The organism is Ferrimonas futtsuensis DSM 18154, assembly GCF_000422645.1.
Lineage (GTDB): Bacteria > Pseudomonadota > Gammaproteobacteria > Enterobacterales > Shewanellaceae > Ferrimonas > Ferrimonas futtsuensis.
The window spans coordinates 32600-45665 of record NZ_KE383896.1 but is presented as its reverse complement, the minus strand read 5'-3'; the positions used below and the strand labels follow the sequence as shown (position 1 = coordinate 45665).

At 61.4% G+C, this 13066-nt stretch carries 11 protein-coding genes; 7 read left to right on the top strand and 4 right to left on the bottom strand.

Translation table 11 applies throughout. The features are described 5' to 3' along the window. Window positions 1–26 precede the first annotated feature (26 nt). The 4 genes from G505_RS0117900 to G505_RS0117880 all read right to left on the bottom strand — a co-directional run bounded on the left by G505_RS0117900 (window position 27) and on the right by G505_RS0117880 (window position 5236). A complete protein-coding gene (locus G505_RS0117900; protein ID WP_028110775.1) occupies window positions 27–1403 on the bottom strand; it encodes a tetrathionate reductase family octaheme c-type cytochrome in 1377 nt (458 codons plus the stop codon). 65 nt (window positions 1404–1468) lie between these two features. Continuing rightward, window positions 1469–3049: a DUF3373 domain-containing protein gene (locus G505_RS0117895; RefSeq protein WP_028110774.1), complete on the bottom strand. Its 1581-nt coding sequence runs from the start codon at window positions 3047–3049 to the stop codon at window positions 1469–1471. A gap of 29 nt (window positions 3050–3078) precedes the next feature. Next, window positions 3079–3405, bottom strand: a complete 327-nt coding sequence (locus tag G505_RS0117890; protein ID WP_028110773.1) for a c-type cytochrome — start codon at window positions 3403–3405, stop codon at window positions 3079–3081. Between the two features lie 355 nt (window positions 3406–3760). Beyond that, window positions 3761–5236 (bottom strand): FMN-binding glutamate synthase family protein, encoded by a 1476-nt coding sequence (locus tag G505_RS0117880; protein WP_211220002.1) that lies wholly within the window; start codon window positions 5234–5236, stop codon window positions 3761–3763. A gap of 188 nt (window positions 5237–5424) precedes the next feature. Between G505_RS0117880 and G505_RS0117875 the strand changes: the two genes are divergently transcribed. The 7 genes from G505_RS0117875 (at window position 5425) to G505_RS0117845 (ending at window position 12940) form a co-directional block, all read left to right on the top strand. Continuing rightward, window positions 5425–6609 carry a thiolase family protein gene (locus G505_RS0117875; protein WP_028110771.1) on the top strand — a complete coding sequence of 395 codons (1185 nt, stop codon included), beginning with the start codon at window positions 5425–5427 and terminating at the stop codon, window positions 6607–6609. Between the two features lie 90 nt (window positions 6610–6699). Then, a complete protein-coding gene (locus tag G505_RS0117870; protein WP_028110770.1) occupies window positions 6700–8193 on the top strand; it encodes a CoA-acylating methylmalonate-semialdehyde dehydrogenase in 1494 nt (497 codons plus the stop codon). A 12-nt stretch (window positions 8194–8205) separates the two neighbouring features. Continuing rightward, a complete protein-coding gene (locus G505_RS0117865; RefSeq protein ID WP_028110769.1) occupies window positions 8206–9363 on the top strand; it encodes an acyl-CoA dehydrogenase family protein in 1158 nt (385 codons plus the stop codon). A 24-nt stretch (window positions 9364–9387) separates the two neighbouring features. Then, entirely contained in the window at window positions 9388–10161 is a 774-nt protein-coding gene (locus G505_RS0117860; protein ID WP_028110768.1) for an enoyl-CoA hydratase, read from the top strand. Next, the gene (locus G505_RS0117855; protein WP_245568400.1) at window positions 10146–11276 is read left to right on the top strand and encodes an enoyl-CoA hydratase/isomerase family protein; all 1131 of its coding nucleotides are present in this window, start codon (window positions 10146–10148) and stop codon (window positions 11274–11276) included. Before G505_RS0117860 ends, G505_RS0117855 begins: the two co-directional genes overlap by 16 nt. A 2-nt stretch (window positions 11277–11278) precedes the next feature. Next, window positions 11279–12175 carry a 3-hydroxyisobutyrate dehydrogenase gene (gene mmsB / locus G505_RS0117850; RefSeq protein WP_028110766.1) on the top strand — a complete coding sequence of 299 codons (897 nt, stop codon included), beginning with the start codon at window positions 11279–11281 and terminating at the stop codon, window positions 12173–12175. 3 nt (window positions 12176–12178) lie between these two features. Further along, entirely contained in the window at window positions 12179–12940 is a 762-nt protein-coding gene (locus G505_RS0117845) for an SDR family oxidoreductase (RefSeq protein WP_028110765.1), read from the top strand. Window positions 12941–13066: the final 126 nt, after the last annotated feature.

Below are 13066 nucleotides of genomic sequence, written 5' to 3'. Positions count from 1 at the left end.
GAGGAGCCCCGGGTTACGCCCCTAGGTTACTTCTTCTTCTTAGCCTTCATGGGATCCTGGTCATAGCCCAGGGCCTCCCAATCCAACCGGCCCTTCTTGCTGTGGCAGGCGCTGCACTTCAGGGCTTCAGTCTTCGGTGAAACCATGTGGTTGATGCGCCACCACATCTCGGTTTCGGCAAACCCTTTCTGACCGCTGTAGGTCAGGCCTTTGGCTTGCATGGCCGGGTGGGTGTTCATGCCCGCAGTGGCGGACTTGTCCCAGTCAAAGGTCTTCCAGTAGCCATCTTTGCCGAACACCTTGGTGGGGATAAACACCATGTGCTTGGCATCGTACAGCTGCTTACCGCGGTGCACCTTGAAGGGGTAGATCTTGGAGACACCGTCGCCGTTGGCGCCCGCAGGCTTGCTCAGGGCGGTGACCTGGGTGGGATCCATCTTGTCACCGAACAGGTAAGCCTCGGCGGTGCCGTTGTACCAAGCGTACTCGGGCTGAACCTTCTGGCCCCAGACGAAGCTGCCCTTCTTCTTCATGTAGTCCTTGCGGCCCCACTGGTTCTTGGTCTCTTCACGAGCCTGGCCCGCTTCGGACCAGTCCCACCACATCTTGGTGGGCTCGACCTTGGCAAATTCCGGAATGTGGCAGGTCTGACAGGCCACCTTTTCGGTGTGGCGGTTGAGCTTGGCGTTCTTGTGAACCTCGCTCTCGTGACAGCTGGTGCACTCCAGGTGGTCGGTGCTGCCCGGGGAGACGCTCATCGCCTGCCCTTTGATGGTGTGAGACTCACCCTTGTGGCAATCCTGGCACTGGAAGTCCATGCCGTCGGCGTCCATGTGCACATCCAGAGCCTTGTCCGGGTAGGCCATGCTGGAGTCCATGTCGCCGTGTTTCACGCCGTCGCCGCCGCCGCCATAGAAGTGGCAGGTGCCGCAGTTATCACGGACCGGGGCGCCCACATTCTGGGAGACCTTCACCAGGTCGACGCTCTTGAAGGCGTAGCCGCTGAGATCCTTCTGATAGGAGCCAGTGGTGTCGTGGCACACCAGGCAGTCCACCTTGGTGGCGTCGGTGAAATCGAACTTGGCGTCTTCATAGCCGTAGCCGGCATGACACTTGGTGCAGCGAGGCTCGTTGCTGGAGACGGAAACGCAGTAGTTGTTGATGGCGTTCTTTTTGCCCAGCTTTACGGTCTTGCCGTTGACGGTCTGTTCCTTGGCCCAGGTCCAGTGGCTGGTCTTCATGAAGGCTTCGGTGTGCTCTTCATGACACTCAATACACTGGGCGGTCGCTTCTGAGCCGCTGTTGATGGGACCGGTGATGAACTCCTTGTGGGGGTTCTCCGCCTGTGCGCCAACCGGCAACATCAGGCCGGTCAGCAAAGTGGTTAACAGTAATGTGCGCATATCTTTTCCCTGGAGAGGCGGCCGTCCCCCCAGATGCCGGGGTTGGGCCGCCGAGATGATGAAACTTAGAACTTCACGGTGATGGAGGCATTCACGTCGAACGCGGTGTCCATCGCAGGCAGCATGCTGAATGCCTGTCCCGCCAGAACTTCATCGATGTTCTGTGGGGCGCCAACCGGGGAACCGGAACCGGTGTACTCGAAGTCGTAGTACAGGGCGGCGAACTTCACGAACATCTTGGGGTTGATGTCATGGATGTAGTAACCCTCATAGGCGTGACCACGGGTGGCCAGCTTGCTGCCAATGGGATCGTCCTGGGCCTGGGTGAAGGGGGTCCAGTACTTGGAGCCGTAGTTGTACTCCAGGCCAAACTTGCCGTCGCCTACAGGGATCTGGATACCGGCGTAGATGGAGTAACCGTCGTGGGCTTCGTTGTCTGTGGTGCCGATGGGGTTGGGATCCACTTCGGTCTGGCTCAGCATCTGATACAGCGGGTCGTTGTTCAGGCCGCCAAACATGCCGAAGTTGCCGTTGGGATCGGTGCGGGTCCATCCCAGAGAGGTGAACCACTTGACGCCATTGTCCTCTTCGCGGACGAAGGTCAGGCCGCTCAGGTAGATGTCACCGATGTTGGTGCTGGGCTGGTAGCGGACCACAGGGGTGACGTTACCCATGCCATCTTGACCGAACATTGCCAGCAGCTCGTCGGGCATGGACATGGTGCCCTTGAAGCCGTCGGCCACATCTTTGGCGCCAAACAGGATGAACTGCAGGAAGTTGGTGCCGTCGTTGAGGATGTCGATGTTGAAACCACCCAGGTGAACATCGTCCACGGAGGTGTTGCCGAACAGCTCGCCGTTGCCCCACTGGGACTCATAACCCTGGCCGTAGCAGAAGCGGACCACCTGGCCCTCCATGCCGGTCAGGTGCTCGGTGTGGTAGCCGATGGTGGCGCCGTCGAAGTTGAAGTTCACCAGGTGACCTGAGGGGGTGCCGCCACGCAGCTCGTTCTCACGGAAGTTGGTGGGGTAGCCGTAGCTGGAGGGGCGACGGCCGACGGAGAGGTAGAACTCGGTACCGCCGATGTTTTTCCAGTCGAAGTAGGCGCGCTCTACCCGAACGGTGTCGCCGTTGGGGTGACCGCTGCTGGTGCCGTCCATGGTGAAGGAGTTCCAGGAGTCAAACACGTTGACTTCGGTGGAATCGCCCCAGCTCTTGAACATGGTCAGGCGGCCGGCGAAGCTGACGTTTTCCCATACCTTGGCCTTGAGGTTCAGACGCAGACGGGTGGTGTAGAACACGTCATTGTCGATGTCCTGAGCGGTGGGCACAAAGCCAGGGCCGTTCATGGACATGGGCATTCTGCCCATGGGGGTGGCTACGGTCAGGCCTGGGCTCCAGACCACGTCCTGGTAGTGCAGGCTGTGGGCCTTGGTGCGGAAGTCACCGGTGATCAGTACCCGGTCGGTGGCGGCATGGCTCTCTGGCTTGTCGACACGCTCGGACAGGTACTCCAGCTCTTCTGTGACCTCGGCCAGCTGGCGCTTGAGATCGTCGATGGATTTCTCGGTGCTGTCTGCGGCCATTGCCTGGGGCAGAATCAGCGCCTGTGAGACGACTAGTGCAACGAGTGTGGGTTTCATCATCATATCCTTAAGGGCTTGTTGTTGTTTGATTAACCGCAAGTGGCGGGCTGGTCGGAGTCCGCAGCGTGGTCATAGAGGAACTGCTGGATATCCTTCAGCGCCTGGTCGGAGAGTCCCTGGAACACTTCGGGCTTGGCCTTATGCTTGTTGCGCTGGAAGAAGCGATCCCACTGGGCCATGGTCTTGGACATGGGAGTCAGTTCCATCGCTTCACTGCTCTGGCTGTGGCAGGCCTTGCAGTGTTTCTTATAGAGGTGCTTGCCTTTCTTGGGGTTGCCGCCTTCGGCAGCCGCCAGACCGGCAGAGACAGTAAGCAGCAATACTGCGGTAAGGGCTTGATAGGAGCGACGTTTCATAAGATACCTCTGAGTGTTTCACTTTTCTTTAGTATCAAATTTATTAGTAATTCCTAATGTTTTGGAGCGAAGAAAAGTTGCAGGGGTATAAGCAAAACTGTCAGCAGGAGAGGATTTTGGTTCAGCTGGCGTTAAGGAGTGATCCGGATCACGACCTAATGGTCAAAGGCGTCAAAGGTGGTCGGATCTGGTAACGAAATAGCGGGATTCAATGTGTGAAATTGTGAAGTGTGAAGCCCTTGTTAACCGTGCTGTGCGAGGAAGTGATTTAAGGATCATCGGATGTGCAGAGATGGGATCGCGTGTCACTCTGTAAAGGGCGGCGCCAGGCCGCCCTTGTCACTGTACTCCAGGTTCAGCGATCAGCCGCGTCCAGGGAGACCGGCAGGCCATGATCATTGATGATCTGGGCATGATCCCGTCGCAGCAACCTGGGTTCACGCACACCGCAGGAGTGGGCGATGACGCCGACCTCATGCATCAGGTTCCTGGCGTAGTGAGCCACTCGTCGGGCCTTGTCTTCCACCACCAGCCCCTTCTGCAGTTTGGGGTCATGGGTGGTGATGCCGGTGGGGCAGGAGTTCTTGTTGCATTGCAGTGCCTGAATGCACCCCAGGGAGAACATGAAGCCCCGGGCGGAGTTAACGAAGTCGGCGCCGACACACAGGGCCCAGGCGACATCCGAAGGGTTCACCAATTTACCGGACGCCATCACCTTGATTCTCTCCCTGAGACCATGGGCTTCCAGGGTATCGACGATATAGGGCAGGCTGCGTTTCAGCGGCAAGCCCATGAAGTCCATCAAGGATTGAGGGGCGGCACCGGTGCCACCATCGGCGGAGTCCACGGTGATGAAGTCCGGGGCGCTCTCTTTGCCCCTTGCCTTGATGGCGGCCATCAGCTCCTCTACCCAGCCACTGTGACCAATCACCGCCTTGAAGCCACAGGGTTTGCCGGTGACCTCCCTGACGCGGGCGATCATGTCCAGCAAGTCGTCCACACTGCGGATCTCGGGATGACCATTGGGGCTGATGGAGTCCTCACCCTCGGGAATGCCGCGGATCTTAGCGATCTCGGCGGTGACCTTACCACCAGGCAAAATGCCGCCCTTACCGGGTTTGGCCCCCTGACTCATCTTGATTTCGAACATCCGCACCTGCTGGTGCCTGGCCACCTCCTGGAGCTTCTTATCACAGAGTTTGCCATCGGTATCGCGGACGCCGTATTTGGCGGTGCCAATCTGAAAGACGATGTCGCATCCGCCCTCCAGATGATAGGGGGAGAGGCCGCCTTCTCCGGTGTTCATCCAGATACCGGCCTCATGAGCGCCGATGGACAGAGCCCGCACCGCAGGCACGCTGAGGGCCCCAAAACTCATGCCGGAGACGTTGAAGAAGCTGGCGGTGGTATAGGGGATGCGGGCCACGCCGTCACCAATGGTGACCGGGGTTGGTGGCACCGCGTCCTCTTTCAGGGTGGGAAACAGACAGTTGAGAAAAATGATGTCGCCAGGTTGATTCAGGGGGCGGGTAGACCCGAAGGCGATGGTGCTGTCCACATCCTTGGCAGCCCGGTAGACCCAGCTGCGCTGGGCCCGGTTAAAGGGCATCTCATCACGGTCCAGGGCGAAGAAGTACTGCCTGAAAAACTCCCCCATATGCTCGAACCAATAACGGAAGCGGCCGATTACCGGGTAGTTTCGGCGAATTGCCTGTTGGGTCTGGGTGACATCCTTTACGTAGAGGTAAGCGACCACCAAAATCCCCACTCCGATAACGAAAATCAGCAACGCGGCACTGATCTCGAGTGTGCGGGTTACCCAACTGACCATCATCTGTCCGTTGTTATCCATTGAATTGCCATCTGTTTGTCATTGGAACTCCCTAAGGATAGTGGAGTTTGCGTCAGCGTGGGCTTACAGCGGGGGAAAGTTTGCCCTAGCATTAAACCAAAGTTTACGTTGCCGTAAACGTCACACTTCAAGTAACCTAGGATGAATCGCATTACAAGGAGTTAACAATGATCAAGGATCATGAGGTTGTGATTGCTGCGGCGAGCCGCACGGCCATGGGGGGCTTTCAGGGCTCCCTGAGTGGCGTTGCTGCCCCGGAACTGGGCGCCACCGCCATCCGTGCCGCTCTGGCGCAGAGCGGTGTGTCCCCGGAGCAGGTGGATGAAGTGCTGATGGGCTGTGTGCTGCCCGCTGGCCAGGGGCAGGCTCCCGCCCGTCAGGCCACTCTCAAAGCGGGATTGCCTCAGTCCTGTGGCGCCACCACGGTGAACAAGGTGTGTGGCTCGGGGATGAAGACAGTGATGCTGGCCCATGATCTGGTGCGTGCCGGCAGTGCCCAACTGGTGGTGGCGGGAGGCATGGAGAGCATGTCTCTGGCGCCCTACCTGTTGGACAAGGCGCGCGGCGGCATGCGCATGGGCCACGGCAAGGTGCTGGATCACATGTTCCTCGATGGTCTGGAGGACGCCTATACCGGCAAGGCGATGGGGGTCTTTGCCCAGGGGACGTCGGACGAGTATGGCCTGACCCGGGAGCAGATGGACGGCTACGCCCTGGAAAGTCTCAAGCGAGCCAATGCCGCCATCGACGCGGGGGCCTTCGAGGATGAGATTGCTCCGGTGACCATCAAGACCCGCAAAGGCGAGGTGACGGTTGATGTGGACGAGCAGCCTGGTAACGCACGTCCCGATAAGATTCCCGCCCTGCGCCCCGCCTTCAGCAAGGCGGGGACCATCACCGCCGCCAACGCCAGCTCCATCTCCGACGGCGCCGCCGCCATGGTGGTCACCAGTGCCGGTTATGCCCGGGCCAATGGCTTGCCTGTGCTGGCTCGCATTGCCGCACATCACACCCACTCTCAGGCTCCGGAGGAGTTCACCATCGCCCCCATCGGCGCCATCAATGGCCTGCTGGAGCGCGCTGGCTGGCAGCGGGACGAGGTGGACCTGTATGAGATCAACGAAGCCTTTGCCATGGTGACCATGCTGGCCATCAATGAGCTGGGGCTGGACCACGCCAAGGTGAACGTCAATGGCGGAGCCTGTGCCCTGGGCCATCCCATCGGCTGCTCCGGTACCCGCCTGCTGGTGACCCTGGTGCATGCCCTGAAACGCCGCGGCCTGAGCAAGGGCGTCGCCTCCCTGTGCATCGGTGGCGGTGAAGCCACGGCGATGGCCATCGAACTGGTGTAATTTTCGCGATAACAGACAAGGACCGGCCGTCCAACGCTTACAACTACTCCACATCAAACCCGGACGGCCCCATCAACGGGAGAAGCAACAATGACCACACAAGTGAAGCACCTGATTGGCGGTGAATACACCGATGGCTGCGGTCAGCAGCAGATTCAGGTGACCAACCCGGCCGACAACGGCCCCATTGCCCAGCTTAACTGCGCCACCGAAGCGGAAGTGAACCAGGCGGTGGCCAGCGCCAAGGCGGCCCAGGAGCAGTGGCGGGAGACGCCGGTGTCCGATCGTGCCCGGTTGATGCTGCGCTATCAGCACCTGCTGAAGGAGAACCACGATCGCATCGCCAAGGTGCTGGCCCAGGAGACCGGCAAGACCTTCGCCGACGCCAAGGGTGACGTCTGGCGCGGCATCGAGGTGGCGGAGCAGGCGGCCAACATCGCCAGCATGATGATGGGCGAGACCGTGGAAAACGTGGCCCGTGGCATCGACACCTACAGCTACATCCAGCCCCTGGGCGTATGTGCCGGTATTACTCCCTTCAATTTCCCGGCGATGATCCCGCTGTGGATGTTCCCCATGGCCATCGCCTGTGGCAACGGCTTCGTGCTCAAGCCCTCCGAGCAGGACCCCATGACCCCCATGCTGCTGGCCGAGCTGTTTGAAGAGGCCGGTGCACCCAGGGGGCTGCTGAACGTGGTCCACGGTGCCAAAGAGGTGGTCGACGGCATATTGACCCACCCCGACATCAAGGCGATCTCCTTCGTCGGCTCTGTGCCCGTGGGCCAGTACATCTACAAGACCGGCACCGAACACCTCAAGCGTGTACAGGCCTTCGCCGGAGCCAAGAACCACATGGTGGTGATGCCTGACGCGGACAAGGACACCGTTATCAACCAACTGGTGGGCGCGTCCGTGGGCGCCGCCGGTCAGCGCTGCATGGCGATCTCCGTGGCGGTGTTTGTGGGCGAGTCCAAACAGTGGATCCCCGAGCTGAAGGAAGCCCTGGCCAAGGTGCGTCCCGGTCTGTGGGATGACGAGGAGGCCGGCTATGGCCCGCTGATCAACCCGGCCGCCAAGGCCCGGGTGCTGGAGCTGATTCAGGCCGGTAAGGATGAAGGCGCCAACTGTCTGCTGGATGGCTCCGACTTCACCGTCGAGGGTCATGAGTCCGGCAACTGGGTGGGGCCCACCCTGTTCAGCGGCGTCACTCCCGAGATGCGCATCTACAAGGAGGAGATCTTCGGACCGGTGCTGTGCACCACAGAAGTGGACACCCTGGTCGACGCCATTGCGCTGATCAACGCCAACCCCTTCGGCAACGGCACCTCCATCTTCACCAACTCCGGCGCCGCGGCGCGCAAGTATCAGCATGAGATTGAGGTGGGCCAGGTGGGGATCAACGTGCCCATCCCGGTGCCACTGCCGTTCTTCTCCTTTACCGGCTGGAAGAACAGCTTCTACGGCGACCTGCACGCCTACGGCAAGCAGGCGGTGCGTTTCTACACCGAAACCAAGACCATCACTGCCCGTTGGCCGGAGTCTGGCATTGTGGCCGGTCAGAACCTGACCATTGCGCTGAAGTAAGAGGGAGCCGATATGAACTTCAACCTGACCGAAGACCAGCAGGCCTTCATTGAGGTGGCCAAGCAGTTTGCCGAGGCGGAACTGGCCCCCTATGCCGGGCAGTGGGATAAGGACCATCACTTCCCCAAGGAGGTGATTCAGCGCGCCGGAGAGCTGGGCTTCTGCAGCCTGTACACCCCGGAAGAGGCCGGGGGCATGGGGTTGTCCCGCCTGGACTCGGCGCTGATCTTCGAGGCCCTCTCCAAGGGGTGCACCGCCACTACCGCCATGATCACCATCCACAACATGGCCACCTGGATGGTGGCCTCCTGGGGCACCCAGGCCCTGAAGGATGGCTGGTGCCCGCAGCTGGTGACCGGTGAGAAGCTGGCGTCTTACTGCCTGACCGAGCCCGGAGCCGGCAGTGATGCCGCCTCCCTGCGAACCAAGGCGGAGCGCGATGGTGACCACTATGTGATCAACGGCTCCAAGATGTTCATCTCCGGTGCCGGCAGCACCGAGCTTTTGGTGGTGATGTGCCGCACCGGCGCCGAGGGCCCCAAGGGGATCAGTGCCATCGCCGTACCCGCCGACGCCGAGGGGATCGTCTATGGTAAGGCGGAGGAGAAGATGGGCTGGAACGCCCAGCCCACCCGCCTGGTGACCTTCGACAATGTGCGGGTGCCGGTGGAGAACCTGCTGGGGGAGGAGGGCCAGGGCTTTACCTTCGCCATGAAGGGGCTGGACGGCGGCCGCATCAACATTGCCGCCTGCTCCCTGGGCACCGCCCAGGCGGCCCTGGAGCGGGCTCAGCAGTATATGGCGGAGCGCAAGCAGTTCGGCAAGCCGTTGGCGGCCTTCCAGGGGTTGCAGTTCAAACTGGCGGACATGGCCACCGAGCTGGTGGCGGCTCGGCAGATGGTGCGTCTGGCGGCATTCAAGCTGGACAGCAACGATCCGGAAAAGACCGCCTACTGTGCCATGGCCAAGCGGTTTGCCACAGACGTGGGCTTTACCGTCTGTAATGAAGCGCTGCAGATCCATGGCGGCTATGGCTACATCCAGGAGTATCCGCTGGAGCGCCATGTGCGCGATGTGCGGGTGCATCAAATCCTGGAGGGCACCAACGAGATCATGCGTCTCATCGTCGCCCGCCGCCTGCTGGATGAGAATGCCGGCCAAATTGAATAATCACGCTCACAAGGAGCCATGAAGATGGAATTTCTGAAGCTGGAGCGCCGGGGCCACACCGCCCTGGTGACCATCAACAATCCGCCCGCCAACACCTGGACCCAGCAGAGCCTGGGTGAGTTGGAGCAATTGGTGGGCGAGCTGAACAACGACCGCGACATCTACGCCCTGGTGCTCACCGGTGAGGGGGACAAGTTCTTCTCCGCCGGGGCCGATCTCAAGTTGTTTGCCGATGGCGACAAGGGCGTGGCCGCCAACATGGCCCGAGCCTTTGGCCGCGCCTTCGAGGCCCTGTCCGCCTTCCGCGGCGTCTCCATTGCCGCCATCAACGGCTACGCCATGGGCGGTGGCCTGGAGGTGGCCCTGGCCTGCGACATTCGCATCGTCGAGTCTCAGGCGCAGATGGCCCTGCCCGAGGCCACAGTGGGGCTGTTGCCCTGCGCCGGTGGCACCCAGAACCTCACCGCCCTGGTGGGTGAGGGCTGGGCCAAGCGGATGATCCTCTGTGGCGAACGCATCAAGGCGGACCGCGCCCTGACCATCGGTCTGGTGGAGGAGGTGGTGGACACAGGCTGTGCCCTGGACACCGCCCTGACCCTGGCGGAGAGGGTGGGCAAACAGAGCCCGGTGGCGGTTTCCGCCTGTAAGACCCTGGTGCAGAGTGGCCGCAGCATGCCCCGCAGCCAGGCTCTGGTGATGGAGCGGGAGCTGTTCCTGGATCTGTTCGACAGCGAAGACCAGGCCGAAGGGGTGAACGCCTTCCTGGAGAAGCGTACCCCCGAATGGAAGAACCGCTGATGGGTGAACCGGTACTTATCCAGGAGCATCAGGGTGCCGGCGGCGCCCTGATTGGCCACCTGACCCTCAACAGTGAGCGCTCACTCAACGCCCTCTCCCTGGAGATGGTGGATCGCCTCCATGCCACCCTGCTCGACTGGCAGCAGCGGGAGGAGATCAAATGCGTCATCCTCGATGGTGCCGGGGACAAGGCGTTTTGCGCCGGCGGGGATATCCGCGCCATGTACGACGCCTGTGTGGCCCATCCTGGCCAGCGGGTGCCCGAGGTGGAAGCCTTCTTTACCCGGGAGTATCGCCTCGATCATCTGATTCATGTCTATAGCAAGCCTATCCTTCTGTGGGGCGGCGGCATCGTCATGGGCGGTGGCTTGGGGCTGATGGCCGGTGCCAGCCACCGCATCGTCACCGAGAGCTCCCGCATCGCCATGCCGGAGATCACCATCGGTCTCTACCCCGACGTGGGCGGCACCTGGTTCCTCAATCGGATGCCCGGTCACTGTGGTCGCTTCCTGGGGCTGACCGGTTACCAGATGAATGGCCTGGACGCCCGATACGTGGGGCTGGCGGACTTTGCGGTGGCGGACTTTCGCCGTAAGCAACTGCTCACTGACCTGTGTCACCTGGAGTGGCACAACCACGATGCCAAGGCGCTGATCGACGAGCTGCTCGGTGGCTACCAGCAACAGGACGAGGCGGCCTTGCCGGCCAGCGTGCTGTCGGCGCGCCAGAAAGAGATCGATGATCTGATGGCCGGCGATGACCTGCAGTCCGTGGTGGAGCGTCTGAGCGGTTTCGAGAGTGATGAGAAGTGGCTCGACCGGGCGGCCAAGACCTTCGCCAGCGGCAGCCCCATCACCATGCACCTGGTGTGGCACCAATTGACTCAGGGGGCGGATATGACCCTGGAGCAGGTGTTTGAACATGAGCTGGTGTTGTCGGTGCGCTGCGCCGAGATGGGCGACTTTGTCGAGGGGGTACGAGCCCTGCTGATTGACAAGGACCGCCAGCCGAAGTGGCGCTTTACCAGCGCTGCCGAGGTACCGGCGGCCCACATTGACGCCATGGTGACGCCCCCCTGGGGCGTGCACCCATTGAGCAACTGGAACAAGGAGTAGTTATGGCTACCATCGCCTTTATCGGACTGGGCAACATGGGCGGCCCCATGGCCCTCAACCTGGTCAAAGCCGGCCACACGGTCCGGGTGTTCGACCTGAATCACGATGCGGTGCACGCCATCGCCGAGCAGGGCGCCATCCCCTGTAACTCAAGCTGCGGTGCCGCCGCCGGTGCCGAGGTGGTGATCACCATGCTGCCTGCCGGCAAGCATGTACGTGGCCTCTACCTGGGTGAGGACGGCCTGATTCAGACCGTTTCTCAGGACACCCTGCTGATTGACAGCTCCACCATCGACGCCGAGAGCGCCCGGGTGGTGGCCGAGGCGGCCGCCAAGCGCGGCATCGAGTTTGTGGATGCGCCGGTGTCCGGTGGTACCGCCGGCGCTGCGGCAGGCACCCTGACCTTCATCTGCGGGGGCAGCGAAGCCGGCTTTGGCCGGGCCCGCCCCATCCTGGAGAACATGGGGGCCAACATCTTCCATGCCGGCGCCGCCGGTGCCGGTCAGGTGGCCAAGATCTGCAACAACATGCTGCTGGCGGTGCTGATGGCCGGCACCAGTGAGGCGCTGCAGCTGGGCATTCACAACGGCCTGGATCCCAAGGTGCTGTCGGAGATCATCAAGGTGAGCTCCGGGGGCAACTGGACCCTGGAGAAGTACAACCCCTGCCCGGACGTGATGGCCAATGTGCCCTCCAGCAACGGCTACCAGGGCGGCTTCATGGTGGATCTCATGTGTAAGGATCTCGGCCTGGCGATGCAGACCGCCACCGACAGTCACAGCTCCACCCCCATGGGGGCCCTGGCCACCAGTCTGTTCCGCCTGCACGCCGCCAAGGGCAATGGCGGCCGGGACTTCTCCAGCATCTTCGAGCAGTTTGAACATCAACAAGGGAAGTAACAGATGGAACTCAAGGACAAGGTAGTGGTGATCACCGGCGGCGCCCGGGGGCTGGGCCTGGCCATGGCCGAGCGTCTGGGCGGTCAGGGCGCCAGGCTGGTGCTGCTGGATATTCAGGCCCAGATCCTGGACCAGACCTGTCAGGAGCTGGCTGCCAAGGGGATGGACGCCAAGGGCTATCAGGTGAACATCACCGACGAAGCCCAGGTGGAGCAAACCTTTGCCGCCATCAAGGCGGACTTCGGTGGCCTGGATGTGCTGGTCAACAACGCCGGCATCCTGATGGATGGCATGCTGATCAAGGCTCGAGACGGCCAGGTGTCCGCCAAGATGAGTCTGGAGCAGTTTCAGCGGGTGATCGATGTGAACCTGACCGGCACCTTCCTCTGCGGCCGTGAGGCGGCGGCGGTGATGGTAGAGACCGGCAGCCGAGGAGTGATCATCAACATCTCCTCCCTGGCCAAGGCTGGCAACATCGGCCAGACCAACTACTCCGCGTCCAAGGCGGCGGTGGCCACCATGGCGGTAGGCTGGGCCAGAGAGCTGTCCCGCTACGGCATCCGCACCGGTGTGGTGGCGCCCGGGGTGATCAAGACCGAGATGACCGACGCCATGAAGCCGGAAGCGTTGCAGCGTCTGGTGGACATGGTGCCTGTGGGTCGCCTGGGGCTGGCAGAGGAGGTGGCTCAGGCGGTGGAGTTTATCGTGGCCAACGATTATTTCTCCGGCCGCTGCATCGAGGTGGACGGCGGCATTCGTCTCTGATTTTTGTTGACCCGCGCCTAAGCGCCAAAGCGAGAGCTTTGGCGCTTTTTCATGTCTATCAGTAAGATAACCACAAATCCCATGGGTTGTAATCCCACCTGAGTCTTTTAGACTGCCTCTGTTTCT

What these genes read in the sequence shown, in the direction of transcription:
- G505_RS0117900 (WP_028110775.1), bottom strand. Translation starts at nt 1,403, where the DNA reads ATGCGCACATTACTGTTAACCACTTTGCTGACCGGCCTGATGTTGCCG.
- G505_RS0117895 (WP_028110774.1), bottom strand. Translation starts at nt 3,049, where the DNA reads ATGATGAAACCCACACTCGTTGCACTAGTCGTCTCACAGGCGCTGATT.
- G505_RS0117890 (WP_028110773.1), bottom strand. Translation starts at nt 3,405, where the DNA reads ATGAAACGTCGCTCCTATCAAGCCCTTACCGCAGTATTGCTGCTTACT.
- G505_RS0117880 (WP_211220002.1), bottom strand. Translation starts at nt 5,236, where the DNA reads ATGGTCAGTTGGGTAACCCGCACACTCGAGATCAGTGCCGCGTTGCTG.
- G505_RS0117875 (WP_028110771.1), top strand. Translation starts at nt 5,425, where the DNA reads ATGATCAAGGATCATGAGGTTGTGATTGCTGCGGCGAGCCGCACGGCC.
- G505_RS0117870 (WP_028110770.1), top strand. Translation starts at nt 6,700, where the DNA reads ATGACCACACAAGTGAAGCACCTGATTGGCGGTGAATACACCGATGGC.
- G505_RS0117865 (WP_028110769.1), top strand. Translation starts at nt 8,206, where the DNA reads ATGAACTTCAACCTGACCGAAGACCAGCAGGCCTTCATTGAGGTGGCC.
- G505_RS0117860 (WP_028110768.1), top strand. Translation starts at nt 9,388, where the DNA reads ATGGAATTTCTGAAGCTGGAGCGCCGGGGCCACACCGCCCTGGTGACC.
- G505_RS0117855 (WP_245568400.1), top strand. Translation starts at nt 10,146, where the DNA reads ATGGAAGAACCGCTGATGGGTGAACCGGTACTTATCCAGGAGCATCAG.
- mmsB (WP_028110766.1), top strand. Translation starts at nt 11,279, where the DNA reads ATGGCTACCATCGCCTTTATCGGACTGGGCAACATGGGCGGCCCCATG.
- G505_RS0117845 (WP_028110765.1), top strand. Translation starts at nt 12,179, where the DNA reads ATGGAACTCAAGGACAAGGTAGTGGTGATCACCGGCGGCGCCCGGGGG.